We start from the raw sequence: 23,915 nt of genomic DNA, 5'->3' as shown, positions 1-23,915 counted from the left end.
AGTGACAAAGCCAAGGCAATACCGCGACTCCGATCAAAAGTTCAATCGAATTGAGCGCACATCCAGCGGCGATAGCGCTCGGCATCGGCGGCGCCTTCCAGCGGTGCCCAGGCTGGTCGCTCACCCTCGCCCAGGGGCACGAAGGGCCCGGCCTTGCATTCGAAGAACAGGCAATCGCCCTCCAGGGCGACCAGCGCATGGTAGTGCCCGGGGGCGAGATCGACGCCCGGGCAACCGGCGCTCTGAGACAGCTCGCGGCGCAGCAGCACCTCACCCGCTTCATCGAAGGTCAGCAGCCCGAGTCGCCCCTGCAGCACCAGCAGACTCTCGGCCTTGCGCGGATCCAGGTGGCGATGGGGCGGGATGTAGCTGTCCTCGCACATCCCCACCACCAGCCGGTGACAGGGCTCGTCCATGGCGTGCAGGTTGTGATGGGCGCGCCGGCGCGGACTGGCCTTCGCCTGCCGGAGCAGGTCGGCGAACAGCGCCTGATCGAACAGCCGGGCGGTCACAGCCCCTTCACGGCGTAGATGCCGGGCGCATTGCGCCAGTAGCCCTTGTAGTCCATGCCGTAGCCGAAGATGTAGCGATCGATGCAGGGCAGGCCGACATAGGTGGCTTCCAGGCCCTTGACCTTGCGGTCGTGAGTCTTGTCGATCAGCACCGCGGTATGGACCTCGCGGGCACCGGCGTGGCGGCAGAAGTCGATGATGGCCTTGAGGGTGTGGCCCTCGTCGAAGATGTCGTCGACGATCAGGACATCGCGGTCGATGAAGGACACCTCGGGCTTGGCCTTCCAGAACAGCTCGCCGCCGGTGGTCTCGTTGCGATAGCGGGTGGCGTGCAGATAGGACATTTCCAGCGGGAAATTCAGCCGGGTGGCCAGCTTGCCGGTCAGGATCAGGCCGCCATTCATGACGCAGAAGACCACTGGATTGCGCTCGGCGAGATCGGCGGTGATAGCCGCGGCGATCCGGTCGATGGCCGCTTCGACCTGGGCTTCGTCATACAGGCAATCGGCTTCCTGCATGACCTGGCGGATGTGGGCGAGATCGGCGGACATGGGGCTTCTCCGGGGGACGGGGCGCCTGCCGGGTGGTTGGCGCGGATAAAAGGCGGCAAAGGTACAGACACCGCGGACCGATCTCAAGCGCCGCCAGGCGGCTACTATTGTCGCAGGGTACTGCCCACCTCGAGTCGGATGCTTTAATGTACCGCGGTTTTTTTGTGCGCCTGCCCTTCCTGCGGCAGGCCTTCGGGCCGCCGGTCGTACCGAAACCGCCCTCGATCCGCTGCCCTACCGTCTCTGGAGAATCCCATGCCCGTCCACGAAATCCGCCACCCGCTCATCCGTCACAAGCTCGGTCTGATGCGGCGCGCCGACATCAGCACCAAGAACTTCCGCGAACTGGCCCAGGAAGTCGGTGCCCTGCTGACCTACGAGGCGACCAAGGACCTGCCGGTGGAAGAGGTGGACATCGAGGGCTGGTGCGGCACCGTCAAGGTGGAAAAGATCTCCGGCAAGAAGGTCACCGTGGTGCCCATCCTGCGCGCCGGCATCGGCATGCTCGACGGCGTGCTCAGCCTGATCCCCAGCGCCAGGGTCAGCGTAGTGGGCCTCGCCCGCAACGAATCCACCCTGCAGGCCCACACCTACCTGGAAAAGCTGGTCGGTGAACTGGACCAGCGCCTGGCCATGATCATCGATCCCATGCTGGCCACCGGCGGCTCCATGATCGCCACCATCGATCTGCTGAAGAAGGCCGGGGCCAAGGAAATCCGCGCCCTGGTGCTGGTCGCGGCGCCCGAGGGCATCGCCGCGGTCGAGCAAGCCCATCCGGACGTGCGCCTCTACACCGCATCCATCGACGAGCGCCTCAACGAGCACGGCTACATCCTGCCGGGCCTGGGCGATGCCGGTGACAAGATCTTCGGCACCAAGCAGAAGGACGCCTGAGCGTGACCGCGCGGGAACCGCTCTGGCGGGAGATCCTGGTCGGCGCCCAGATGCTCTTCGTGGCCTTTGGCGCCCTGGTGCTGATGCCGCTGATCACCGGCATGGACCCCAATGTGGCCCTCTTCACCGCAGGCTTCGGCACCCTGCTGTTCCATCTGGTCACCGGTCGTCAGGTGCCGGTGTTCCTGGCCTCGAGCTTCGCCTTCATCGCCCCGATCATCGCCGCCAAGGCCGAATTCGGTCTGCCGGCGGTGCTGGGCGGGGTGGTGGCGGCCGGCTTCGTCTACACCTTCCTGGGGCTGGCGGTGAAGCTGCGTGGCGTGGGCTTCATCGACCGCCTGCTGCCGCCGGTGGTGATCGCCCCGGTGATCATCTCCATCGGCCTGGGCCTGTCGCCGGTGGCGGCCAACATGGCCATGGGCAAGGCCGGTGACGGCAGCGCCCAGCTGGTGCCCTATGCCACGGCGATGATGATCTCCATGCCGGCGCTGGTCACCACCCTGCTGGTGGCCATCTACGGCAAGGGCATGTTCCGCCTGGTGCCCATCCTCGCCGGGGTCTTTGTCGGCTACGCGCTGGCCTTCGTCTTCGGCATCGTCCATACCGAGGGCATCGGCGCTGCGCCCTGGCTGGCGATCCCGGCCTTCGTCGCACCGGAATTCCATTGGGGCGCCATCCTGTTCATGGTCCCGGTGGCCCTGGCGCCGGCCATCGAGCATGTCGGCGGGGTGATCGCGGTGGGCGGGGTGACTGGCAAAAACTACCTCAAGCAACCCGGTCTGCACCGCACTCTGCTGGGTGACGGCCTGGCCACCTCCTCCGCCGGCCTGTTCGGCGGACCGCCCAACACCACCTACGCCGAGGTGACCGGCGCGGTGATGCTGACCAAGAACCACAATCCGCGGGTCATGCTGTGGGCGGCGGGCTTCGCCATGGTGCTGGCTTTCATCGGCAAGTTCGGCGCGGCGCTACAGACCATCCCGGTGCCGGTCATGGGCGGCATCCTCTGCCTGCTGTTCGGCTCCATCGCGGTGGTGGGCCTCAACATCCTGATCCGCCACCAGGTGGATCTGTCCGAGGCGCGCAACCTGGTGATCGTCTCGGTGACCCTGGTGTTCGGCATCGGTGGCATCGTCTTCGGCAACGGCGAGATCGGCCTCAAGGGCATCTCCCTCTGCGGCCTGATCGCCATCGGCCTCAACCTGGTCCTGCCTGGGCACAACGCCTGGAAGAAGGACGCCGAACCCCCAGAGCGTCCGCTGCTCTAGGGAGTGGCCTCAGGATGCCGGTCTAGGCCGGCATCCGGGGTTGCTCGATCGGCTGCGGCGGCAGCTCCGCCACCTCTTCGCACAGTTCTACCAGCGCCTGCGCCCAGGCCGGGTTGTCGTTGACGCAGGGAATCAGCACCAGCTCCCGGCCACCGGCTTCGATGAACTGCTCGCGCCCGCGATCGCCGATCTCTTCCAACGTCTCGATGCAGTCGGCGACAAAGGCCGGGCACATCACCAGCAGACGCTTCACGCCGGCCTTGGCCAGCTCGTCCAGCCGCGCCTCGGTGTAGGGCTCGATCCACTTGTCCTTGCCCAGCCTTGACTGGAAGGACACCGACCACTTGCCATCGGGAATGCCCAGGCGCCGGGCCACCAGCTCGGCGGTGCGCTGGCACTGGCTGCGATAGCAGACGGCCAGGGCCTTGGCGGTGACCTTGCTGCTGTCGGGCGCGCGCAGGTCGTGGCTGCGATCCTTGACCAGCTTGCGGATGTGCCGCTCGGGCAGGCCGTGGAAGGACAGCAGCAGGTGGTCGTAGGGCTCCGCGAGATAGGGCTCGACGCTGGCCGCCAGCGCCGCCTGGTATTCCGGGCGGTCGTAGAAGGGCGGCAGGATCTTCAGCGTCAGCGGCAGCTGGTGGGCCTCGATCACCCGGCGTGCCTCGACGATGGCGGTGGTGGTGGTGCTGTCGGCGAACTGCGGATAGAGCGGCGCATAGGTCACCTCGCGGATGCCCTGGCTGGCCAGGCGCTTGAGCACCGATTCCACCGAGGGCTCGCCGTATCTCATGCACAACTCCACCGGACCGTGGCGCCAGAGGGGCCGCACGGCCTCCTGCAGGCGGCGGCTGAGCACGATCAGCGGCGAGCCGTCGTCCCACCAGATCGACTCATAGGCCTCGGCCGAGGCGGCGGGTCGCTTGATCAGCACCAGGGACACCAGCAGACGGCGTAGCGGCCAGGGCAGATCGACCACATAGGGGTCCATCAGGAACTGGTTCAGATAGCGCTTCACGTCGGGGACGTGGGGCGAATCGGGCGAACCCAGGTTGGCGAGCAGCAGAGCGTTGGTAGTCATCGTGAATCCTTGGCAGCGAGCAGGTCGGCCAGGGCCGCATCCAGCTCGGGATAGCGAAAGACATACCCGGCCGCGAGCAGGCGCTCGGGTCGGGCGCGCTGACCACCCAGCAGGAGGATGGACAGCTCTCCCATCAGGCGCAGGGCGAAGGCGGGAATCAGCAATCGCGCCGGGCGCCGCAAGGCCCGCCCCAGCGCTTCGGTGAACTCGCGGTTGCGGACCGGCTGGGGGGCACAGAGATTATAGGGACCCCGGGCGTCGCTTCGGTTGAGAAGAAAATCGATGGCCCCGATTTGATCCTGTAAATGAATCCAGGGCATCCATTGGCGTCCGTTGCCCAGACGCGCGCCCAGGCCGAAGCGGAAGGGTGGCAGCAGGCGCAGCAGGAAGCCGTCGTCGGCGGCCAGCACCAGCCCGGTACGCAGATTCACCACGCGAATGCCCAGCGCCTCGGCCTCGTTGGCGATCTGCTCCCAGGCCAGGCACAACTCACCGGCGAAATCGGCACCGGCCAGGCTGTCCGCCTCGCTCACCGGCTTTTCGCCGCTGTCGCCATAGAAGCCGGTGGCCGAGCCGGAGAGCAGGACCGCGGGTTTCTGCGGGCGCCCGCGCAGCCACTCGATCAGCCGCTCGGTGGTGCCGATGCGGCTCTGCCAGAGTTCGGCCTTGCGACTGCGCGTCCAGGGCTTGTCGGCGATGGGCGCGCCGGCCAGGTTGACCACCGCGTCCAGGTGTTCGTCGCCCAGCGCGTCCAGCTGGGCGATGCCGCGCACGCCGGGTCCGCATTCGCGCGCTACCCGCGCCGGGTCGCGGCTGAGCACGGTGAGCTGGTGCCCGGCAGCCGCCCATTGGCGGCACAGCGCGCGGCCGATCAATCCGGTGCCACCTGTCAGCAGGATATGCATGTCGTCACTTCCTTCTCGTATTGCCCTGCCGCCCGTATGCATCTGAACGAAGGGAAGAGGATTGTTTGGTATGGTCGTGGGTCGAAAGATCCAGAACGGTTGCCAGTCGTAGCCGTAGAGCCCTTGCGCACGCAAACGTTCGACAAGGGCGAATCGTCAGACAAGCGAGGTCCATCATGACTGCCCCCATCGCCATCGTTGGCGCAGGAATAGCCGGACTTGCCGCGGCCCAGACGCTGATTCGCGCCGGGCAGCAGGTCCAGATCTTCGACAAGAGCCGCGGCAGCGGCGGCCGCATGGCCAGCAAGCGCAGCGAAGCCGGTGCCCTGGACCTGGGCGCCCAGTATTTCACCGCCCGCGACCGGCGCTTCATCGACGCCCTCAACGAGTGGCGGCGAGCCGGTTGCGCGGCCGAATGGAATCCGGTGCTCTACCAGTATCGCGACGGGCGCCTGAGTCCCTCCCAGGACGAGCAGCCGCGCTGGGTCGGGGTGCCGCGCATGAGCGCCATCACCCGCCACCTGCTGGCCGATCTGCCGGTCACCTTCGACTGCCGCATCACCGAGGTCTTTCGCGGCGCCCAGCACTGGCATCTGCTGGACGCCAGCGGCGAGACCCACGGCCCCTTCGCTCAGGTCGTCATCGCCATGCCGGCGCCTCAGGCCACCGCCCTGCTCTCCAGCGTGCCCAAGCTGGCAGCCACCGTGGCCGGCGTCAGCATGGAGCCGACCTGGTCGGTGGCCCTGGCCTTCGCCACGCCCCTGCAGACCCCGGTGGAAGGCTGCTTCGTGCAGGGCAGCGAACTGGACTGGCTGGCGCGCAATCGCTGCAAGCCCGGGCGCGACACCACCCTGGACACCTGGGTGCTGCACGCCACCAGCGCCTGGAGCAAGGCGCACCTCGACGCCTCCAAGGACGAGGTGATCGAACGCCTGCATGGCGCCTTCGCCGAACTGATCGGCTGTCCGCTGCCGGCCCCGGCCTTTACCCTGGCCCATCGCTGGCTCTATGCACGCCCCGCGCAACCCCACCAGTGGGGCGCCCTGGCCGATCCCGACATGGGCGTCTTCGTCTGTGGCGACTGGTGCTCCAGCGGGCGGGTGGAAGGGGCCTGGTTGAGTGGTCATGAGGCTGCGCAGCAGCTCCTGGGCAGTCTGGATTAATCGACGAAGCGCACGCCGTCTGTAACCTGCGGCGAATCTTTTGCCGCAGCCCCCTGTCGAAAGTTGCACCAAACTTGTACAAATAGGAAAACCTTGTACAAGAAAATACACGACAGGGGATCTCCATGCTTGCCAACGCCTCCTCCAGCCTGCCCCGCCCGCGCCTGGGCATCAGTGCCTGCCTGCTGGGTGACGAAGTCCGCTACAACGGTGGACACAAGGAATCCCGGCTCTGCAGCCAGACCTTCGCCGAGCACTTCGACTTTGTCCGGGTCTGCCCGGAAATGGCCATCGGACTCGGCACGCCGCGCGAACCCATCCGTCTGGTGGGCGACTCCCAGGCGCCGCGCGCGGTGGGCACCGTCGACCCCAGCCTGGACGTGACCGCCGCCCTGACCGGCTACGGGGAAAAGATGGCGGGCGAGCTTGACGACCTGTCCGGCTTCATCTTCATGCAGAAATCGCCCTCCTGCGGCATGGAAAGGGTCAAGGTCTATCACGCCAATGGCCAGGGCAGCGAAACCGACGGTCGCGGCCTGTTCGCCGCCGCCATCATGCGTCTACGACCGGACTTGCCGGTGGAAGAGGCCGGGCGCCTGAACGATCCGGTGCTGCGGGAAAACTTCGTCACCCGCGTCTTCGCCCACGCCCACTGGCTGCAACTGGTGCAACAGGGTCTGACGGCACGGGCGCTCCTGTCCTATCATTCACGCTACAAGTACCAGCTCATGGCCCACGACGCCCATCGCGCCCGGGCACTGGGGCAACTGGTCGGCAGCATCGGCCAGCGCAATCTGGACGAGCTGGGGCAGGAGTACTTCAGCGGCCTGATGGCTGCCCTGAAGAAGTGTGCCACCCGGGGTACCCACTGCAATGTGCTCTATCATCTATTCGGTTATCTGCGTCGGGTCCTGAGCGACAGCGAGAAGCAGGAAATGCAGCAGCTGATCGAGCAGTACCACGAGGGCATCGTGCCTCTGGTGGTGCCCCTGACGCTGCTCAAGCACCACTTCCGCCAGCATCCGGATCGTTATGTGAACGAGCAGGCCTATCTTCAACCGCACCCCGAACGTCTGAGTCTGCGAAATGCCATCTAGCGCCTCTCCCTTGCCTTCGTCATCCAACGCCGAAGATCAGGACTACCAGTCCGCCCTCCATGAGGGCTGGCTGCCCATCCGGGAAATCGCCCGGCGCACCGGCGTGAACGCCGTGACGTTGAGGGCCTGGGAGCGGCGCTATGGCTTGCTGGTGCCCAAGCGCACCCCCAAGGGCCATCGGCTGTACAGCGAGGCCCATGTGGTCCGGGTGCAGCAGATCCTCGCCTGGATCGCCCGCGGCGTGGCGGTCAGCCAGGTCAAGGGCCTGCTCGACGAGCAACGGCCCGCTGCGATACCCAGCGACACGCCCTGGCAGGGCATCCACCAGGAGATGATGGACGCCATCGGCCGGCTCGCCTCGCGTGCCCTGGACGAAGCCTACAACCGCGCCGCCTCGCTCTATCCTCCGCGGGTGCTGCTGGACCAGCTGCTCTGGCCGCTGCTGCGGGAGCTGGAGCGGCTGAGCCAGGCCACCGACGAGGGCCGCTTGCAACAGGTGTTCTTCCAGTCCTGGCTGCGCAGCAAGCTGGGCGCGCGGATCTACCACAGCCAGCACAGCCTGAGAGGCGCCCCTCTGGTGCTGCTCAATCTCGACGACACCCCGATGAATGTCTCCCTGTGGCTCTGCGCCTGGCTGATCAGCGCCGCCGAGTGCCCGGTCGAGATCGTCGAATGGGCGGTCCCCGCAGGCAATCTGGATCGCCTGGTCGAGCAGCTGGAACCCCGGGCGCTGGTGCTCTGCCGTGACAGCCGACCCGACAGCGAGCTGCGCCGCCAGCTGCAGACCTTCGCCACCCGCCATGCCCGCCCCTGCCTGACCCTGGGCGCCCTGGGCGAATCCCTCACCGCCGACGCCGCACCGGCGCGCAGTCCTGGCGAGGCCTTTGATCGCCTGCAGAGTGCCGGCCTCCTGCGTCAGGAACGCCCTGCATGAGTCAGCTCGTCTGGTTTCGTACCGACCTGCGCACCCTCGATCATCCCGCTCTCCACGCCGCCGCCGAACAGGGTCCGGTGGTGGCCGTCTTCCTGCCGAGTCCTGCACAGTGGCAGGAACATGACGAGGCGGCGGTCAAGGTCGATTTCTGGCTGCGCAATCTCGCCGAACTGGGCAAGACGCTCGGCTCTCTCGGTATCCCCCTGCTGGTGCGCAGCGCCGAACGCTGGGAACAGGCGCCCCAGGTATTGCTCGATCTGGCCAGGGAACTGGACGTCGAACACCTGCACTTCAATGACGAATACGGGGTCAACGAAGCCGCGCGCGACGACGCCGTGGCTGAAGCCTTCGAAGCGGCGGGGCTGACGGCCCATCGCTATCTGGACCAGACGCTGTTCGCGCCGGGTACGGTGCTGACCAAGAGCGGTGGCTATTTCAAGGTCTTCGGCCAGTTCAAGAAGACCTGCCTGGCGCGCCTGGAAACCGGTCTACCGACGCCCCTGCCCGCTCCCGGCAAGCAGAAGAAAAATCGGGTCCAGGCGGATGAGCTGCCCACCTCGGTCGCCGGCTTCGCGGCCATTCCGGCCGAGGTGCAACAACTGTGGCCGGCCGGTGAAGAGGCCGCCCTGCAACGTCTGCAGGCCTTTATCCACGACGACCTGGAAGACTATCACCAGGCGCGGGACATTCCCTCTACGCCCGGTACCAGCCAGCTGTCCGCCTACCTCAACGCCGGCGTGCTGACACCCCGGCAATGCCTGCAGGCGGCCGTCCAGGCCAACGACGGCCTGCTCAGCGGCGGCAAGCAGGGGGCGGCCACCTGGATCACCGAGTTGCTCTGGCGCGAATTCTATCGCCACGTGCTGGTGGGCTATCCCTGGGTCTCGCGGCACCAGCCGTTCAACCGGGACCTGGCCGCCCTGCCCTGGCGCGACGACCCCGAAGGCCTCGACGCCTGGCAACAGGGGCGCACCGGGATTCCCATCATCGATGCCGCCATGCGCCAGCTCCTGCAGACCGGCTGGATGCACAACCGCATGCGCATGCTGACCGCCATGTTCCTCTGCAAGAATCTGCTGATCGACTGGCGTAAAGGTGAACGCTGGTTCATGCGGCACCTCATCGACGGTGACCTGGCCTCCAACAACGGCGGCTGGCAGTGGAGCGCCTCCACCGGTACCGATTCGGTGCCCTATTTCCGGGTGTTCAATCCCCATACCCAGGCGCTCAAGATCGATGCCCGGGGCGACTATGTGCGCACCTGGGTACCGGAGCTGGCCGACCTCAAGGGCAAGGCCGTGCACACTCCCGGGGGCCGCTACCTGACGCCGCTGGTGGACCTGGGCGAGAGTCGCCAGCGCGCCCTGGCCGCCTACCGCGGCATGGCGCGCAAGACGGAAACGAAAAAGCCGGACTAGGTCCGGCTTTTTTTCACAGCAGCCCTGGATCAGAGGGTGTGGCTGTAGAACAGCGCATAGGACTCGATGCCATCGTTGGGCTGCTTGATGCCGGCGTTGGAATAGTGGGTCGCACGGATGCCGACGCGCTGGGTATCGCCGATCTTCAGGCCCAGACCGATGCGGTCTTCGAAGTTGAAGGCCGAACCCAGGTCCTGCTCGCCGACCTTGGTGCTGGAGAAGACCGAGACGCCGATACCGGCCTCGACGAAGGGCTTCACCTGGCCGTGGCCGAATTCGTAGACGAACACCGGGGCGAAGGACAGCGAATGCTGGTCGGAAGAATGGCCGTTGTCACCTTCCCAGTAGGTGTAGCCCGCGTCCCAGTAGCCGGTCAGGCGTCCGGTGGAGCTCTGCCACCAACTCTTGTCCCAATTCCAGCCGGCACCGATGCGGTAGGTCATGCCGCTCTGGCTGGTGGCGCCGACCGCCCCGGTGATTTCCACAGCCTGTGCCGATGCCACACCACCCAGCGCAAGCGCGGCGGCTACTGCGAGCGAAAGCAATTTGTTCATGAGAGTGCCCTTATGGATGTTTCTAGTTTTTACGAACTGCCAGCATTGACCGCTAAGACGTGAAGGCGTTCACAGGCTTGGATTTATTTACCTACAGGGTCGGATGCTAGTCGCTGGACGGGACTTTGGCGAGCGAAACCAGGGGAGAAAGTCAGACGAACGCCCGTACCTCGGCCCCTGCCGGCCAGAGCTGGGGCAGTACCCCGGTCAGCGCGACGGGATCGCCCGAGGTCCAGAAGCGCGTCGGGCCGGCCGACCCTGCGGCCAGGCGCCCGTCTTGTGCCAGCAGACTCTGCAGTCGGCGCGCCACCGCAGCGCCGGTGTCCACCAGGATGACCTCCGGCGGCACCAACTCGGCCAGCAGCGGACGCAGGAAGGGATAGTGGGTACAGCCGAGGATCAGGGTGTCGCAGTCCGCCGCCAGCAGCGGCTCGAGAAAGCCCTGCAGCAAGCGCCGGGTCTCGGGGCCGTGCAGATCGCCGCGCTCGACCTGCTCCACCAGTCCCGGGCAGGGCTGGGTGAGGACCTGGACGCCCAGGGCGAATCGGTCCAGCAAGGCGGCGAACTTGGCGCTCTGCAGGGTGCCCGTGGTCGCCAGCACCCCGACCCGGCCATTGCGGGTGGCTGCGGCCGCCGGCTTCACCGCCGGCTCCATGCCGACGATGGGCCAGCGGGGATAGCGCTCACGCAGATCGGCCACCGCCGCCACGGTGGCGGTGTTGCAGGCCACCACCAGGGCCTTGGCGCCCTGGGCATGCAGCCGCGCCGCGATCAGCTGGCAGCGCTCGCGGATGAAGGTGGGGGTCTTTTCCCCATAGGGGATATGGCCACAGTCGGCGATGTAATGCAGGGTCTCCGCCGGCAACAGCTGGCGGATCTCCGCCAGCACCGACAGGCCGCCGACGCCCGAGTCGAAGACTCCGACCGGCGCCTCGTCAGCCATGGCGGGCGCCGCACACCGGGCAGCCCGGATCGCGCTTGACCCGCAATTCACGGAAGCGACTGCCGGCCGCATCCACCAGCAGCAGTCGTCCCACCAGGGGCTCGCCAAAGCCGGCCAGCAGCTTGAGGGCTTCCAGTGCCTGCAGACTGCCCACCAGCCCCACCACCGGACCAAGCACCCCGGCTTCGCTGCAACTGAGCTCGGCTTCGCTGCCCTCGCCATAGAGGCAGTGGTAGCAGGGACTGTCGGCGCGACGTGGATCGAAGACGCTGAGCTGGCCTTCCAGGCGAATGGCCGCGCCACTCACCAGCGGCCGCCCGGTGGACACGCAGGCAGCGTTCACCGCCGCCCGGGTAGCGAAGTTGTCCGAGCAGTCCAGCACCAGGTCCACCGCGGCGATGCGCGCCGCCAGGCTGTCGGCGTCCAGCGCCTCGCGCAGCGGCACCAGGCGTACCTCGGGATTGAGCGCCGCCAGCCGCTGCAGGGCGGAATCCACCTTGCCCTGGCCAATGCGGCTTTCGTCGTGCAGCACCTGGCGTTGCAGATTGCTCAGGTCGACCTGGTCGAAGTCGGCCAGGTGCAATTCGCCGACGCCGGCCGCGGCCAAGTAGAGCGCCACCGGCGACCCCAAACCGCCGAGGCCGACGATAAGCACCCTGGCGTCCTTCAGCCGCAATTGTCCGGCGATATCCACCTGGTCCAGCAGGATCTGCCGGCTGTAGCGCAGCAGTTCGCCGTCGCTCAGCATGGCCAGCGGCCTCCGCTGATACGCGCGTGACCACCCAGGTCCTGGCGACTCTCGACCTCGATGAAGCCCTGGCGCACCAGCAGTTCGCGTACCGCGGCGGCCTGCTCGAAGCCGTGTTCCAGCCACAGCCAGCCACCCGGCTGCAGGTGCGCGGGCGCCGCTGCGATCAGCTCGCGGATGTCGTCCAGGCCATCGGCGCCGGCCACCAGGGCGCTGCGCGGTTCGAAGCGCACATCGCCTTCGTCGAGATGGCGATCGCTGCCGGCGATATAGGGCGGATTGCTGACGATCAGCTCGAAACGCTGTCCGGCGAGGGCGGCGAACCAGTGACTCTGCTGGAAGCCGACGTTGCCCAGCCGCAGACGCTGGGCGTTGCGTTGCGCCAGTTCCACCGCCGCCGGGATGCGATCCACGCCGCTGACCTGCCAGCGCGGTCGTTCATGGGCCAGGGCCAGGGCGATGGCGCCGGTCCCGGTGCCCAGATCCAGCACCCGCACCTCGTCGGCCAGGGGCAGCGCCAGGGCGGTTTCCACCAGCACCTCGGTGTCGGGACGCGGGATCAGGGTGTCGGGGCTGACCTCCAGGTCCAGCGACCAGAAGCCCTGCTGGCCGAGGATATAGGCCACCGGCTCGCCCTGCCGGCGGCGTTCGAGATCGGCCTGGAACCGTGCCAGGGCTTCGCGCGGCACCAGCTTTTCCGGCCAGGTGCGCAGATAGCTGCGTGGCTTGTCCAGGGCGGCGGCCAGCAGCAGCTCCACGTCGAGGCGGGCGCTGGGCGAATCCGGCAACTGGCTTTCGCGCACCAGGGCGCCGATGGTGGCCATGGTTCAGTCTCCCAGGGCCGCCAGCTGGTCGGCCTGGTATTCCTGCAGCAGCGGGTCGATGACCTGCTGGACGTCGCCGTTGACCACCTCGCCGAGGGAATAGAGGGTCAGGTTGATGCGGTGATCGGTCACCCGCCCCTGGGGGAAGTTGTAGGTGCGGATGCGCTCGGAGCGGTCACCCGAACCCACCAGCAGCCGGCGGGTGTCGGACATTTCCTTGTGCGCCGCCGCGTCCTGCTGGTCGTTGAGCTTGGCCGACAGCCAGGCCATGGCCTTGGCGCGGTTCTTGTGCTGGGAGCGTTCTTCCTGGCATTCCACCACGATGCCGGTGGGCAGGTGGGTGATGCGCACCGCGGAATCGGTCTTGTTGACGTGCTGACCGCCCGCGCCGGAGGAGCGATAGGTGTCGACGCGCAGATCGGCCGGATTGATCTCGATGGCCTGCTGCTCGTCGGGCTCGGGCAGCACCGCCACGGTACAGGCCGAGGTGTGGATACGACCCTGGGATTCGGTTTCCGGCACCCGCTGCACCCGGTGCGCGCCGGACTCGAACTTGAGCTTGGCATAGACGTTGTCGCCCTCAACCCGGGCGATGACCTCCTTGAAGCCGCCGTGCTCGCCCTCGTTTTCCGAGAGCACCTCCAGTCGCCAGCCCTGGCGTTCGGCATAGCGCGAATACATGCGGAACAGATCGCCGGCAAAGATCGCCGCCTCGTCGCCGCCGGTACCGGCGCGGATTTCCAGGAAGACGTTGCGGCCGTCGTTGGGATCGCGCGGCAGCATCATGCGCTGCAATTCGTCTTCCAGTTCCTGCAGGCGCACCTTGGCGGTGCCGACCTCTTCCTCGGCCATCTCGCGCAGATCCGGATCGCTGTCCTTGAGCAGCGCCTGGGCGCCCTCCAGGTCGGCCTGCACCTTGCGGTATTCGGTGAACGCCTGGCTGACCGGCTCGAGTTCGGCGTATTCCTTGGAATAGGCACGGAACTGGGTCTGGTCGCTGATGACTTCGGCGTCGCCCAACAGCGCGGTCAGCTCCTCGAAGCGGTCCTGCAGACCGTCGAGCTTGTGCAACAGAGAGGTCTTCATGTCTTGTCCAAACCCTCGTCGAGGGCGAAGAGTTCCTGAGCCAGGGTCAGCGCATCGACGCGTCCCTCGGCGGATAGTTTCTTGAGCTGCACGCTCGGTGCGTGCATCAGCTTGTTGGTGAGGCTGCGCGCCAGGGCGGCCAGGGCTTCCTGGGGATCGGCGCCATTGGCCAGCTGGCGCTGGGCGCGGGCCAGTTCGTCGTCGCGGATCTGCTCGCCCTGCTGGCGATAGGCGCGAACCACATCCACCGCGGCGCGCTCGCGCAACCGCTGCATGAAGTCGTCGACCCCGGCCAGCACCAGCTTCTCGGCGGCCTGGGCCGCGCCCTGACGACTCTTGAGATTTTCCGCCACCACCTCGTGCAGGTCGTCCACCGTATAGAGGTAGACGTCTTCCAGCTCGCTCACCTCCGGCTCGATGTCGCGCGGCACGGCGATGTCGACCATGAAGATGGGCTTGTGCCGACGCTGCTTGAGCGCCCGCTCCACCGCACCCTTGCCGAGGATGGGCAACTGGCTGGCGGTGGAGCTGATGACGATGTCGCTGTTGACCAGTTCGTCGGGAATGTCGGCCAGGAGCACGGTATGGGCGCCGAATTCTTCGGCCAGGTGGCTGGCGCGCTCCAGGGTGCGGTTGGCGACGACGATGCGGCGCACGCCCTGCTCATGCAGATGGCGGGCGACCAGGGTGATGGTCTCGCCGGCGCCGATCAGCAGCGCCTGGCTGCGGCTGAGGTCGCTGAAGATCTGCTTGGCCAGGCTGACCGCGGCAAAGGCCACCGACACCGGATTCTCGCCGATCGCCGTGTCGGTGCGCACCGCCTTGGCGGTATTGAAGGTGGCCTGGAACAGCCGGCCCAGCAGCGGACCCACGGTGCCGGCCTCGCGGGCCACGGCATAGGCCGACTTGAGCTGGCCAAGGATCTGCGGCTCGCCCAGCACCATGGAGTCCAGCCCGGCGGCCACTCGCATCATGTGGCGCACCGCGGCTTCGTCCTGGTGCAGATAGATGCTGGCGCGCAGGTCTTCCAGGGGCACCCGGTGGTACTGGGCGAGCCAGGCCAGCACGGCGTCCGCCAGACTGGGCTCCAGCTCCAGATAGAGTTCGCTGCGATTGCAGGTGGACAGAATCGCCGCTTCGCGACTGTGGGTGGCCTGCTCCAGCTGGCGCAGGGCCTCGACCGTCTGCTCCGGAGTGAAAGCCACGCGTTCGCGCACCTCAACCGAGGCGGTCTTGTGATTGATGCCGAGCGCGAGAAAGGCCATGGACGCAAGCAGTCGAACGGATTGGGAAAGCCGAACATTGTCCTACGCGCGGGCGGTGGCGACAACCAGCAGCGACGAGACGTCGGACAATCGCCGTCATAGCCTGGGCGAATGAATCTTGCCGGGCAAAAGGCGTCAACAGCCTCGACCACCGCACTTCTCGGCCCGCCGCTCCGCATGTGCGACGCGGCCACGGCGACTCTTGTGGCATGATGGACCGACTGTAAAAAGGCCGCCCTGACCCTATGACCAGATACCTTGCGCTGCTGACGACCGCCCTGCTGCTCGCCGGCTGCCAGAACCTCGGCCGGCAGCCAACGCCCGCCGCCGCCATCCCGCCACCCACCGCCAAGACCAGCACGCCGCAACCGGCCGGCTCCTTTCGCGAAGACACCCTCTATGACCTGCTGGTCGGCGAGCTGGCCGGTCAGCGCAACCGTTTCGACATCGCCCTGACCAACTATGTCGAGCAGGCCAAGTCGACCCAGGACCCGGGGGTCGCCGAGCGCGCCTTCCGCATCGCCGAATACCTGGGCGCCGATACCCCGGCGCTGGAAACCGCGCAGATCTGGGCGCGCAACGCCCCCGATAACCTGGATGCCCAGCGCGCCGCCGCCATCATGCTGGCCCGCGCCGGTCGCTATGACGAATCCATGGCCTATATGGAGCGCGTGCTCCAGGGCCAGGGCGACACCCACTTCGATTTCCTCGCCCTGTCCGCGGCGGAAACCGACGAGACCACCCGCGCCGGGCTGCTCAAGAGCTTCGATCGACTGCTGGCCAAGTATCCGCGCAACGGCCAGCTGCTGTTCGGTAAGGCGCTGCTCTTGCAGCAGGACGGTCGCACCGACGAGGCGCTGAAACTGCTGGAGCGCAACCCGGCGGCCAAGCGCGAGGTCGCCCCGCTGCTGCTGCGCGCGCGCCTGCTGCAGAGCCAGGACCGCAGCGCCGAGGCCCTGCCGCTGCTCGAAGCCGGCATCCGCCAGCACCCGGAAGACCGCCGCCTGCGCCTGGCCCATGCCCGGCTGCTGGTGGAGCTGGATCGCCTGGACCAGGCCAAGCGCGAATTCGCCGAGCTGGTCACCCAGTTCCCGGATGACGACGATCTGAGATTCTCCCTGGCGCTGGTCTGCCTGGAAGCCCAGGCCTGGCGCGAAGCCCAGATCTATCTCAAGGAACTGCTCGACCGCGGCAGCCATGTGGACGCCGCGCACCTCAACCTGGGGCGCAGCTACGAAGAACTTGACCAGCCCGAACAGGCGCTGGCCGAATACGCCCAGGTCGGACCGGGCACCGACTACCTGGCCGCCCAGCAGCGCCAGGCGGAAATCCTGCTGGGCAGCGGGCGCATCGCCGAGGCCCGTCAGCGCCTGGCCGACGCCCGCAAGCGCCAGAGCGAATACGCCGTGCCGCTCTATCTGCTGGAAGTCGAAGGCCTGGCCAGTGCCGACCAGACCGCCCTCGCCGACCAGACCGTGCAGCAGGCCCTGCAGCAGTATCCCAACGACCTCAACCTGCTCTATGTCCGCTCCATGCTGGCGGAAAAGCGCGGTGATCTCGGCCAGCTGGAAGCCGATCTGCGCTACATCATCGCCCACGACCCCGACAACGCCATGGCGCTCAACGCCCTCGGCTACACCCTCGCCGATCGCACCCCGCGCCTGACCGAGGCGCGCCAGCTGATCGACAAGGCGCACCAGTTGAGTCCGGACGATCCCGCCATCCTCGACAGCATGGGCTGGATCCGCTATCGCCAGGGCCAGCTGGCCGACGCCGAACGCTATCTGCGCCAGGCCTACGAACGCTTCCCCGATGCCGAGGTGGCGGCTCACCTGGGCGAGGTGCTCTGGGCCCAGGGCAAGCGCAGCGAAGCGCGCAAGGTCTGGCGCGTGGGCCTCGACGCCGACGCCGATGACGCCATCCTGCGCAGTACCCTCAAACGCCTGACTGGAAGCGAAACCCTCCGATGATCCGCCTGCGTACCCTCTTCACCCTGTTGCTGCTCGCCCTGCTGGCCGGTTGCGCCAGCACCTCTCGCCAGGAGGCCGTGGAAGGCCAGGGCAACGCCGCCCAGTGGCAGGCCCATAAAAAACGTATTGCCGCCCTCGACGGTTGGCAGATCGACGGCAAGGTCGGCATCCGCGCGCCGCGCGATTCCGGCAGCGGCACCCTGTTCTGGCTGCAACGCCAGGACTACTACGACATCCGTCTGGCCGGCCCCCTGGGGCGCGGCGCCACCCGCCTCACCGGGCGTCCGGGCGCCGTCACCCTCGACGTCTCCGGCCAGGGCAGCTACCAGGCCGACTCCCCCGAGGCCCTGCTGGAACAGCAGCTCGGCTGGCGCCTGCCGGTGTCGCATCTGCTCTGGTGGGTGCGCGGCCTGCCGGCCCCGGACAGCCGCAGCCAGCTGACCCTGGACGCCGACAGCCACCTGGCGCGCCTGGTGCAGGACGGCTGGACCGTGGAATACACCCGCTACACCGAGCAGAACGGCTACACCCTGCCCGAGCGCCTCAAGCTCACCGGCAAGGACCTGGAAGTCATCCTGGTGGTGAAGACCTGGCAGCCGCGCGAGCTGGGCAAATGATCCCAGCGCCCGCCTTCACCCTGCCGGCGCCGGCCAAGCTCAATCTCTTCCTGCACATCCTCGGGCGCCGCGCGGACGGCTATCACGAACTGCAGACGCTGTTTCAGTTTCTCGACTGGGGCGATGACCTGGGCTTTGCCGGACGCGACGACGGCGAATTGCAGCTGCACGACGGCCTGCCGGGCGTCGCCCCCGAGCAGAATCTCATCCTGCGCGCCGCCCGGTTGCTGCAGCAGGAAAGCGGTACCCGGCAGGGCGCCGATCTCTGGCTGACCAAGCGGCTGCCCATGGGCGGCGGCATCGGCGGAGGCAGTTCGGATGCCGCCACCACCCTGCTCGGCCTGAATCACCTCTGGGGTCTGGGCGCCAGCCTCGACGACCTGGCGGCCCTGGGACTGCGCCTGGGCGCCGACGTACCGGTGTTCGTCCGCGGCCAGGCCGCCTTCGCCGAGGGCGTGGGCGAAAAGCTCACCCCGGTCGCACCGCCGGAACCCTGGTATCTCGTGGCCGTGCCGCAAGTCTCTGTAAGTACAGCAGAAATTTTTTCAGATCCGCTGTTGACACGGGACACTCCCGCCATTAAAGTTTGCGCCGTTCTCAAGTGGTCAGGTCGAAACGACTGCCAGAGTACGGTCGAAAGGCGTTACCCAGAAATTCGTAACGCTTTGATCTTGCTAAACAAATTTGTTTCAGCTAGATTAACCGGCACTGGAGGTTGCATATTTGGAAGCTTTCCAAATAAGACCGAAGCTGATACAGTAGCAAGCCAGCTACCAGCATCACTTCCAGGCTTCGTAGCCAAAGGCAGCAACACTTCCATGTTGCACCGGGCGCTAGCAAGTCTGACCAGAGAATGAGTACAGCTAGTACTCTGCAAGATACAGGGGCGTCGCCAAGCGGTAAGGCAGCAGGTTTTGATCCTGCCATGCGTTGGTTCGAATCCAGCCGCCCCTGCCATTTTCCTTCCAAGACCCACCTCAAGCCGCAGGAACTGCAGCGTGTCCAAGATGATGGTCTTCACGGGGAACGCCAACCCCGATCTGGCACGGCGCATCGTGCGCCAGCTGCACATCCCTCTCGGTGACGTCTCCGTCGGAAAGTTCTCCGATGGCGAGATCAGCGTCGAAATCAACGAGAACGTTCGGGGCAAGGATGTCTTCATCATCCAGCCCACCTGCGAGCCGACCAACGACAACCTGATGGAACTGGTGGTGATGGCCGACGCCTTCCGCCGCTCCTCGGCCACTCGTATCACCGCAGTCATCCCCTATTTCGGCTATGCGCGCCAGGATCGCCGTCCGCGTTCCGCGCGCGTCGCCATCACCGCCAAGGTCGTGGCCGACATGCTGACCGTGGTGGGCATCAATCGGGTGCTCACCGTCGATCTGCACGCCGACCAGATCCAGGGTTTCTTCGATATTCCCGTGGACAACATCTACGGCTCCCCCGCCCTGGTGGATGACATCGAAGACCAGCGTTTCGAAAATCTGATGATCGTCTCCCCGGACATCGGCGGCGTGGTGCGTGCGCGTGCCGTGGCCAAGAGCCTGGGTGTGGACCTGGCGATCATCGACAAGCGTCGTCCCAAGGCCAACCAGTCGGAAGTGATGCACATCATCGGTGACATCCAGGACCGCACCTGCGTGCTGGTCGACGACATGGTCGATACCGCCGGCACCCTATGCCACGCGGCCAAGGCCCTGAAGGAACACGGCGCCGCCAAGGTCCTGGCCTACTGCACCCACCCGGTGCTGTCGGGTCGGGCCATCGAGAACATCGACAACTCCGTGCTGGACGAGCTGGTGGTGACCAACACCATTCCGCTGTCCGCCGCGGCCCAGGCCTGCAGCCGTATCCGCCAACTGGACATCGCGCCGGTGGTGGCCGAGGCGGTACGCCGGATCAGTAACGAAGAATCCATCAGCGCGATGTTCCGTTAGACGCGGTTCAAGACCTCGCGAGCTAGAGACAAACAAGGCGAAAAGGCCTGAGGAAGCGGAGTTTACGAAGGGTAAATGAGCATTCCGAAGGCCTTTTCAACGCAGTTTGGCCGACGCGCAGCAGGTCTTGAATTGCTTCTGGAATAGCCGCTCTGGAAGCGCCCCGTAGGCCGTGACGGTCTACCGGGGCTTTTTAGTCGGTAGGGCCGTAGAACTGGTCGCAAGTCTCGGTCTGCCGATTCCTTATCCTGGAGATTCACAATGGTTGATTTCACTCTGAATGCCGAAGTGCGTTCCGACCTGGGGAAAGGTGCGAGCCGCCGCCTGCGTCGTAATGCCGGTAACGTTCCCGCCGTGATCTACGGTGGCGACAAGGCTCCGACCTCCATCACCCTGGTCGGCAAAGACCTGGCCAAGATGCTGGAAAGCGAAGCCGCTTTCGCCAGCGTCATCACCCTGAAGGTCGGTGGCAGCAACGAAAGCGTCCTGGTCAAGGCCCTGCAGCGTCACCCCTCCAAGGGCTACGTCATGCACGCCGACTTCCTGCGCGTCGTCGCCGGTCAGAAGCTGACCGCTCACGTGCCCCTGCACTTCATGAACCAGGAAACCTCCGTGGGCGTGAAGCAACAGGGTGGCGAGATCCTGCACACCATCAACGAAGTCGAAGTTTCCTGCCTGCCGAAAGACCTGCCGGAATTCATCGAAGTCGACATGGCCAAGGTCGAGCTGGACCAGATCGTTCACCTGAGCGACCTGAACGTCCCGGCTGGCGTCGAGCTGGTGTCCCTGGCCCACGGCAGCGATCTGCCGGTTGCCAGCATCCACATGCCGCGCATCCGTGAAGAAGCTGCTGACGGCGCTGCCGAAGAAGGCGCTGCCGAGTAAGTTCTCGCACGCCTGAAAGAGAAGGGCTCCTGACATGACTGCCGTCCAACTGATCGTCGGCCTGGGTAATCCGGGCCCCGAATACGACCAGACCCGGCACAATGCAGGGGCCCTTTTCGTTGAGCGGCTGGCAGCCGCCCAGGGCGCGAGCCTGGCTGTCGACCGCAAGTATCACGGCCTCGTGGGGCGCTTTCGCCACGCGGGCAACGATGTTCGTCTGCTTATCCCCACCACCTACATGAACCGCAGCGGCCAGGCCGTGGCGGCGCTCGCCGGCTTTTTCCGCATCCCGCCGGCGGCCATCCTGGTGGCCCATGACGAACTCGACCTGCCACCCGGCACCGCGCGCCTCAAGACCGGCGGCGGCCACGGTGGGCACAACGGGCTGCGCGACATCATCGCCCAGCTCGGCAATCAGAACGGCTTCCAGCGCCTGCGCCTGGGCATCGGCCATCCGGGGCATGCCAGCCTGGTTTCCAACTTCGTGCTGGGCCGCGCACCGCGTAGCGAGCAGGACCTGCTCGACACCAGCATCGAGGCCGCCCTGGAGGTGGTACCGACGCTGCTGGACGGCGACCTGACCCGCGCCATGCAACGCCTGCACAGCCGCAAGGCCTGACCTACCCTACCCTCTTCCTTTTCTTCCGCGAGGACACACACCATGGGATTCAATTGCGGCATCGTCGGCCTGCCCAACGTCGGCAAGTCCACCCTGTTCAATGCCCTGACCCAATCCGGTATCGCGGCGGAAAACTTCCCCTTCTGCACCATCGAGCCCAACAGCGGCATCGTGCCCATGCCCGATGCGCGACTGAACGCCCTGGCGGAGATCGTCAAGCCCGAGCGGGTGATCCCCACCACCATGGAATTCGTCGACATCGCAGGGCTAGTGGCCGGTGCCTCCAAGGGTGAAGGCCTGGGCAACAAGTTTCTAGCCAACATCCGCGAGACCGATGCCATCGCCCACGTGGTGCGCTGCTTCGAAGACGAGAACGTCATCCACGTGGCCAACTCGGTGGACCCCAAGCGGGACATCGAGGTGATCGACCTGGAGCTGATCTTCGCCGACCTCGACAGCTGCGAAAAGCAGCTGCAGCGCGTGACCCGCAACGCCAAGGGCGGTGACAAGGAAGCCCTGGCGCAAAAGGCCCTGCTGGAACAGCTGATTCCCCACTTCGAGGCCGGCAAGCCCGCCCGCAGCCTAATGAAGGGCCTGGACGAAGAGCAGAAGCGCCTGGTGCGCAGCTTCCACCTGCTGACCAGCAAGCCGGTGATGTACATCGCCAACGTCGCCGAAGACGGCTTCGAGAACAACCCGCACCTGGACGTGGTCCGTGCCATCGCCGAAGAAGAAGGCGCCGTGGTGGTGCCGGTGTGCAACAAGATCGAGGCGGAAATCGCCGAATTGGACGACGACGAGGAAAAGCAGATGTTTCTCGAGTCCATGGGCATGGAAGAGCCGGGCCTGAACCGGGTGATCCGCGCCGGCTACGAACTGCTCAACCTGCAGACCTACTTTACCGCCGGGGTGAAGGAAGTCCGCGCCTGGACCGTCCGCGTTGGCGCCACCGCGCCCCAGTCGGCCGCCGCCATCCACACCGACTTCGAAAAGGGCTTCATCCGCGCCGAAGTGGTGGCCTATGACGACTTCATCGCCTTCAAGGGCGAGAACGGCGCCAAGGAAGCCGGCAAGTGGCGCCTGGAAGGCAAGGACTACATCGTCAAGGACGGTGATGTCATGCACTTCCGCTTCAACGTCTAAGCGACGGCGAAGGCCAGAGCCCCCTCCCCACTGCAAGGTGGCGAGGGGGTTTTCTTTTGCGCGGCGATTGGCTGTCGCAGTGCAAAGGCACGGCTGGCGGGGCGTCGATTTGGCACAATGACCCTCGCTCGACCGCCCGCTTGGGCTCTTTCCGCTGCCTGGATGCCGCCATGAATTTCGAAGACCTGCGCCTGTTCGTCACCACCCTGAACGAGGGCAGCTTCACCGCCGCCGCCGACAAGCTGGGGCTGTCCAAGCAATTCGTCAGCCGGCGGACCATGGCACTGGAGGAAAGTCTGGGGGTGCGGCTGCTCAATCGCACCACGCGGCGCCTGCAGGCCACCGAACTGGGAATGCTGCTCTATGAGCGGGCGGTCAAGATCCTCGAAGACGTCAACGACACCGAGGAATTGCTCTCCAGCCGGCGGACGGTGCCCCAGGGAGTGCTGCGCGTGAGTGCGCCCATGACCTTTGGCACCCTGCACCTGAGTCCCCTGCTGCCGGATTTTCTTTCAGCCTATCCGCAGATCCGCCTGGAGCTGGATCTCAACGACCGGGCGGTGGACCTGCTGGCGGAGGGCTACGACATGTCGATCCGTATCGGCACCCTGGCCGATTCCAGCCTGATCGCCAAGCGGCTGACCGAGATGCAACTGGTGACCTGTGCCAGTCCGGATTATCTACGGAAGGCGCCGCCGCTGCTGCAGCCGGAGGATCTGGCCGAGCACAGCTGTCTGCTCTATGGCCATGGTCGCCAGGTGGAATGGCGCTTCCAGCGCGGGGGCAAGCCGCTGGTGCTGCCCATGCAGGGTCAGCTCCGGGCCAACAACGGAGAGGTGGTGCGGGATGCGGCCATTGCCGGTCAGGGCATCGCGGTGCTGCCGACCTTCATCATCGGCGCGGCGCTGGCCTCAGGGGCGCTGGTGCAGGTGCTGGAAGACTTCGCCCTACCCAGTGCGGCAGTCTATGCGGTCTATCCCCAGCATCGTCAGTCGGCGCGCATCGTCCAGCTGTTCTCGGACTATCTGCGCGACCGCCTGACGGTCCGGCCGACTCACGCCACGGCGCCGCGGGTCGGTTGACGCTGGGGCCACTGCTGCAGGGTGCGCTCGGCGCCGTCGGCGGCCAGGCGTTGGCCGTCCAGGCGCTGCTGCTGGCGCTGGATCGAGGGTTGTAGACTGCGCTCGGCACCGTTTTCGGCCAGGGTACGGCGCGGATCGAGACGCTGCTGCTGGCGTTGGATCGACGGCTGCAGACTGCGATCGGCGCCGTTTTCGGCCAGGGCGCGGCGCGGGTCGAGACGCTGCTGCTGGCGCTGGATCGAGGGCTGCAGACTGCGATCGGCACCGTTTTCGGCCAGGGTGCGATCCTGCTGCTGGTGTTTCTCGATCAGCGAACCCAGGGGGCGCAGGGCGCTTTCCTCGGCCTGGGCGGATTGGGCGATGGCGGTGGTGAGCAGGGTAGCGGCGAAGAGGGCGGTGAGGGCTTTCATGGCGAGTAC

25 protein-coding genes and 1 tRNA gene are annotated in these 23,915 nt (G+C 66.3%); 15 read left to right on the top strand and 11 right to left on the bottom strand.

The window, feature by feature from the left end; genetic code table 11:
• Positions 1–41: 41 nt before the first annotated feature.
• Together CFE50_RS19320 and CFE50_RS19315 are read right to left on the bottom strand one after the other, a co-directional pair.
• Positions 42–512 carry a WbuC family cupin fold metalloprotein gene (locus CFE50_RS19320; protein WP_241808418.1) on the bottom strand — a complete coding sequence of 157 codons (471 nt, stop codon included), beginning with the start codon at positions 510–512 and terminating at the stop codon, positions 42–44.
• The gene (locus CFE50_RS19315; protein WP_241808419.1) at positions 509–1,063 is read right to left on the bottom strand and encodes a hypoxanthine-guanine phosphoribosyltransferase; all 555 of its coding nucleotides are present in this window, start codon (positions 1,061–1,063) and stop codon (positions 509–511) included. The genes CFE50_RS19320 and CFE50_RS19315 overlap by 4 nt, the downstream gene beginning before the upstream one ends.
• 255 nt (positions 1,064–1,318) lie before the next feature.
• Between CFE50_RS19315 and upp the strand changes: the two genes are divergently transcribed.
• The gene (upp, locus tag CFE50_RS19310) at positions 1,319–1,957 is read left to right on the top strand and encodes a uracil phosphoribosyltransferase (RefSeq protein ID WP_007161570.1); all 639 of its coding nucleotides are present in this window, start codon (positions 1,319–1,321) and stop codon (positions 1,955–1,957) included.
• A 2-nt stretch (positions 1,958–1,959) separates the two neighbouring features.
• Positions 1,960–3,225 (top strand): uracil-xanthine permease family protein, encoded by a 1,266-nt coding sequence (locus tag CFE50_RS19305; protein WP_502694717.1) that lies wholly within the window; start codon positions 1,960–1,962, stop codon positions 3,223–3,225.
• A 22-nt stretch (positions 3,226–3,247) separates the two neighbouring features.
• Here CFE50_RS19305 and CFE50_RS19300 read toward each other — a convergent pair whose 3' ends face one another.
• Together CFE50_RS19300 and CFE50_RS19295 are read right to left on the bottom strand one after the other, a co-directional pair.
• The gene (locus CFE50_RS19300; RefSeq protein ID WP_286736830.1) at positions 3,248–4,303 is read right to left on the bottom strand and encodes a ferrochelatase; all 1,056 of its coding nucleotides are present in this window, start codon (positions 4,301–4,303) and stop codon (positions 3,248–3,250) included.
• Positions 4,300–5,208 carry a TIGR01777 family oxidoreductase gene (locus tag CFE50_RS19295; protein ID WP_286736828.1) on the bottom strand — a complete coding sequence of 303 codons (909 nt, stop codon included), beginning with the start codon at positions 5,206–5,208 and terminating at the stop codon, positions 4,300–4,302. Before CFE50_RS19295 ends, CFE50_RS19300 begins: the two co-directional genes overlap by 4 nt.
• A gap of 152 nt (positions 5,209–5,360) precedes the next feature.
• Between CFE50_RS19295 and CFE50_RS19290 the strand changes: the two genes are divergently transcribed.
• The 4 genes from CFE50_RS19290 (at position 5,361) to phrB (ending at position 9,820) form a co-directional block, all read left to right on the top strand.
• Entirely contained in the window at positions 5,361–6,371 is a 1,011-nt protein-coding gene (locus CFE50_RS19290) for an NAD(P)/FAD-dependent oxidoreductase (RefSeq protein WP_353744016.1), read from the top strand.
• A 125-nt stretch (positions 6,372–6,496) separates the two neighbouring features.
• Positions 6,497–7,468: a YbgA family protein gene (locus tag CFE50_RS19285; RefSeq protein ID WP_286736825.1), complete on the top strand. Its 972-nt coding sequence runs from the start codon at positions 6,497–6,499 to the stop codon at positions 7,466–7,468.
• A 10-nt stretch (positions 7,469–7,478) separates the two neighbouring features.
• Positions 7,479–8,402: a MerR family transcriptional regulator gene (locus tag CFE50_RS19280; protein ID WP_286736823.1), complete on the top strand. Its 924-nt coding sequence runs from the start codon at positions 7,479–7,481 to the stop codon at positions 8,400–8,402.
• A complete protein-coding gene (gene phrB, locus CFE50_RS19275; protein WP_286736821.1) occupies positions 8,399–9,820 on the top strand; it encodes a deoxyribodipyrimidine photo-lyase in 1,422 nt (473 codons plus the stop codon). Before CFE50_RS19280 ends, phrB begins: the two co-directional genes overlap by 4 nt.
• A gap of 29 nt (positions 9,821–9,849) precedes the next feature.
• Here phrB and CFE50_RS19270 read toward each other — a convergent pair whose 3' ends face one another.
• The 6 genes from CFE50_RS19270 to hemA all read right to left on the bottom strand — a co-directional run bounded on the left by CFE50_RS19270 (position 9,850) and on the right by hemA (position 15,240).
• Positions 9,850–10,374 (bottom strand): acyloxyacyl hydrolase, encoded by a 525-nt coding sequence (locus CFE50_RS19270; RefSeq protein WP_241808425.1) that lies wholly within the window; start codon positions 10,372–10,374, stop codon positions 9,850–9,852.
• 151 nt (positions 10,375–10,525) lie between these two features.
• Complete coding sequence (gene murI / locus CFE50_RS19265) at positions 10,526–11,317, bottom strand: glutamate racemase (RefSeq protein WP_286736820.1); 792 nt, start codon at positions 11,315–11,317, stop codon at positions 10,526–10,528.
• Positions 11,310–12,065 carry a molybdopterin-synthase adenylyltransferase MoeB gene (locus tag CFE50_RS19260; RefSeq protein ID WP_241808427.1) on the bottom strand — a complete coding sequence of 252 codons (756 nt, stop codon included), beginning with the start codon at positions 12,063–12,065 and terminating at the stop codon, positions 11,310–11,312. The genes murI and CFE50_RS19260 overlap by 8 nt, the downstream gene beginning before the upstream one ends.
• Positions 12,059–12,889, bottom strand: a complete 831-nt coding sequence (prmC, locus tag CFE50_RS19255; protein WP_042136575.1) for a peptide chain release factor N(5)-glutamine methyltransferase — start codon at positions 12,887–12,889, stop codon at positions 12,059–12,061. The genes CFE50_RS19260 and prmC overlap by 7 nt, the downstream gene beginning before the upstream one ends.
• A gap of 3 nt (positions 12,890–12,892) precedes the next feature.
• A complete protein-coding gene (gene prfA, locus CFE50_RS19250; protein ID WP_241808428.1) occupies positions 12,893–13,975 on the bottom strand; it encodes a peptide chain release factor 1 in 1,083 nt (360 codons plus the stop codon).
• On the bottom strand, positions 13,972–15,240 hold the full coding sequence (hemA, locus tag CFE50_RS19245; protein WP_007161557.1) for a glutamyl-tRNA reductase: 1,269 nt from the start codon (positions 15,238–15,240) through the stop codon (positions 13,972–13,974). The genes prfA and hemA overlap by 4 nt, the downstream gene beginning before the upstream one ends.
• A gap of 245 nt (positions 15,241–15,485) precedes the next feature.
• On the opposite strand from hemA, the gene CFE50_RS19240 reads away from it, so the two are divergent.
• The 9 genes from CFE50_RS19240 (at position 15,486) to CFE50_RS19200 (ending at position 23,496) form a co-directional block, all read left to right on the top strand.
• The gene (locus CFE50_RS19240; RefSeq protein WP_286736819.1) at positions 15,486–17,210 is read left to right on the top strand and encodes a tetratricopeptide repeat protein; all 1,725 of its coding nucleotides are present in this window, start codon (positions 15,486–15,488) and stop codon (positions 17,208–17,210) included.
• Entirely contained in the window at positions 17,207–17,827 is a 621-nt protein-coding gene (lolB, locus tag CFE50_RS19235; protein WP_037007293.1) for a lipoprotein insertase outer membrane protein LolB, read from the top strand. Before CFE50_RS19240 ends, lolB begins: the two co-directional genes overlap by 4 nt.
• Positions 17,824–18,684: a 4-(cytidine 5'-diphospho)-2-C-methyl-D-erythritol kinase gene (gene ispE / locus CFE50_RS19230; RefSeq protein ID WP_027598960.1), complete on the top strand. Its 861-nt coding sequence runs from the start codon at positions 17,824–17,826 to the stop codon at positions 18,682–18,684. The genes lolB and ispE overlap by 4 nt, the downstream gene beginning before the upstream one ends.
• 25 nt (positions 18,685–18,709) lie before the next feature.
• Positions 18,710–18,784: transfer RNA gene (locus tag CFE50_RS19225), tRNA-Gln, on the top strand.
• A 41-nt stretch (positions 18,785–18,825) separates the two neighbouring features.
• Positions 18,826–19,767 (top strand): ribose-phosphate pyrophosphokinase, encoded by a 942-nt coding sequence (locus CFE50_RS19220; RefSeq protein ID WP_007161553.1) that lies wholly within the window; start codon positions 18,826–18,828, stop codon positions 19,765–19,767.
• A gap of 261 nt (positions 19,768–20,028) precedes the next feature.
• Positions 20,029–20,652 carry a 50S ribosomal protein L25/general stress protein Ctc gene (locus CFE50_RS19215; protein WP_144947607.1) on the top strand — a complete coding sequence of 208 codons (624 nt, stop codon included), beginning with the start codon at positions 20,029–20,031 and terminating at the stop codon, positions 20,650–20,652.
• A gap of 34 nt (positions 20,653–20,686) precedes the next feature.
• On the top strand, positions 20,687–21,271 hold the full coding sequence (gene pth, locus CFE50_RS19210) for an aminoacyl-tRNA hydrolase (RefSeq protein ID WP_007161551.1): 585 nt from the start codon (positions 20,687–20,689) through the stop codon (positions 21,269–21,271).
• A 42-nt stretch (positions 21,272–21,313) separates the two neighbouring features.
• On the top strand, positions 21,314–22,414 hold the full coding sequence (gene ychF, locus CFE50_RS19205) for a redox-regulated ATPase YchF (RefSeq protein ID WP_007161550.1): 1,101 nt from the start codon (positions 21,314–21,316) through the stop codon (positions 22,412–22,414).
• A gap of 170 nt (positions 22,415–22,584) precedes the next feature.
• A complete protein-coding gene (locus tag CFE50_RS19200) occupies positions 22,585–23,496 on the top strand; it encodes a LysR family transcriptional regulator (RefSeq protein WP_286736815.1) in 912 nt (303 codons plus the stop codon).
• On the opposite strand, the gene CFE50_RS19195 is transcribed toward CFE50_RS19200, so the two are convergent.
• Positions 23,469–23,906, bottom strand: a complete 438-nt coding sequence (locus CFE50_RS19195) for a hypothetical protein (protein WP_286736813.1) — start codon at positions 23,904–23,906, stop codon at positions 23,469–23,471. The genes CFE50_RS19200 and CFE50_RS19195 overlap by 28 nt on opposite strands.
• Between the last annotated feature and the right edge of the window lie 9 nt (positions 23,907–23,915).

It is taken from the genome of Pseudomonas sp. PGPPP4, from assembly GCF_002256045.1.
Lineage (GTDB): Bacteria > Pseudomonadota > Gammaproteobacteria > Pseudomonadales > Pseudomonadaceae > Chryseomonas > Chryseomonas oryzihabitans.
The sequence above is the reverse complement of the archived record's forward strand: the minus strand, read 5'-3'. Positions and strand labels throughout refer to the sequence as shown.

What these genes read in the sequence shown, in the direction of transcription:
- lolB (WP_037007293.1), top strand. Translation starts at nt 17,207, where the DNA reads ATGATCCGCCTGCGTACCCTCTTCACCCTGTTGCTGCTCGCCCTGCTG.
- CFE50_RS19260 (WP_241808427.1), bottom strand. Translation starts at nt 12,065, where the DNA reads ATGCTGAGCGACGGCGAACTGCTGCGCTACAGCCGGCAGATCCTGCTG.
- hemA (WP_007161557.1), bottom strand. Translation starts at nt 15,240, where the DNA reads ATGGCCTTTCTCGCGCTCGGCATCAATCACAAGACCGCCTCGGTTGAG.
- pth (WP_007161551.1), top strand. Translation starts at nt 20,687, where the DNA reads ATGACTGCCGTCCAACTGATCGTCGGCCTGGGTAATCCGGGCCCCGAA.
- CFE50_RS19270 (WP_241808425.1), bottom strand. Translation starts at nt 10,374, where the DNA reads ATGAACAAATTGCTTTCGCTCGCAGTAGCCGCCGCGCTTGCGCTGGGT.
- upp (WP_007161570.1), top strand. Translation starts at nt 1,319, where the DNA reads ATGCCCGTCCACGAAATCCGCCACCCGCTCATCCGTCACAAGCTCGGT.
- phrB (WP_286736821.1), top strand. Translation starts at nt 8,399, where the DNA reads ATGAGTCAGCTCGTCTGGTTTCGTACCGACCTGCGCACCCTCGATCAT.
- CFE50_RS19315 (WP_241808419.1), bottom strand. Translation starts at nt 1,063, where the DNA reads ATGTCCGCCGATCTCGCCCACATCCGCCAGGTCATGCAGGAAGCCGAT.
- prfA (WP_241808428.1), bottom strand. Translation starts at nt 13,975, where the DNA reads ATGAAGACCTCTCTGTTGCACAAGCTCGACGGTCTGCAGGACCGCTTC.
- CFE50_RS19300 (WP_286736830.1), bottom strand. Translation starts at nt 4,303, where the DNA reads ATGACTACCAACGCTCTGCTGCTCGCCAACCTGGGTTCGCCCGATTCG.
- ispE (WP_027598960.1), top strand. Translation starts at nt 17,824, where the DNA reads ATGATCCCAGCGCCCGCCTTCACCCTGCCGGCGCCGGCCAAGCTCAAT.
- murI (WP_286736820.1), bottom strand. Translation starts at nt 11,317, where the DNA reads ATGGCTGACGAGGCGCCGGTCGGAGTCTTCGACTCGGGCGTCGGCGGC.
- CFE50_RS19240 (WP_286736819.1), top strand. Translation starts at nt 15,486, where the DNA reads ATGACCAGATACCTTGCGCTGCTGACGACCGCCCTGCTGCTCGCCGGC.
- prmC (WP_042136575.1), bottom strand. Translation starts at nt 12,889, where the DNA reads ATGGCCACCATCGGCGCCCTGGTGCGCGAAAGCCAGTTGCCGGATTCG.
- CFE50_RS19285 (WP_286736825.1), top strand. Translation starts at nt 6,497, where the DNA reads ATGCTTGCCAACGCCTCCTCCAGCCTGCCCCGCCCGCGCCTGGGCATC.
- ychF (WP_007161550.1), top strand. Translation starts at nt 21,314, where the DNA reads ATGGGATTCAATTGCGGCATCGTCGGCCTGCCCAACGTCGGCAAGTCC.
- CFE50_RS19295 (WP_286736828.1), bottom strand. Translation starts at nt 5,208, where the DNA reads ATGCATATCCTGCTGACAGGTGGCACCGGATTGATCGGCCGCGCGCTG.
- CFE50_RS19195 (WP_286736813.1), bottom strand. Translation starts at nt 23,906, where the DNA reads ATGAAAGCCCTCACCGCCCTCTTCGCCGCTACCCTGCTCACCACCGCC.
- CFE50_RS19215 (WP_144947607.1), top strand. Translation starts at nt 20,029, where the DNA reads ATGGTTGATTTCACTCTGAATGCCGAAGTGCGTTCCGACCTGGGGAAA.
- CFE50_RS19200 (WP_286736815.1), top strand. Translation starts at nt 22,585, where the DNA reads ATGAATTTCGAAGACCTGCGCCTGTTCGTCACCACCCTGAACGAGGGC.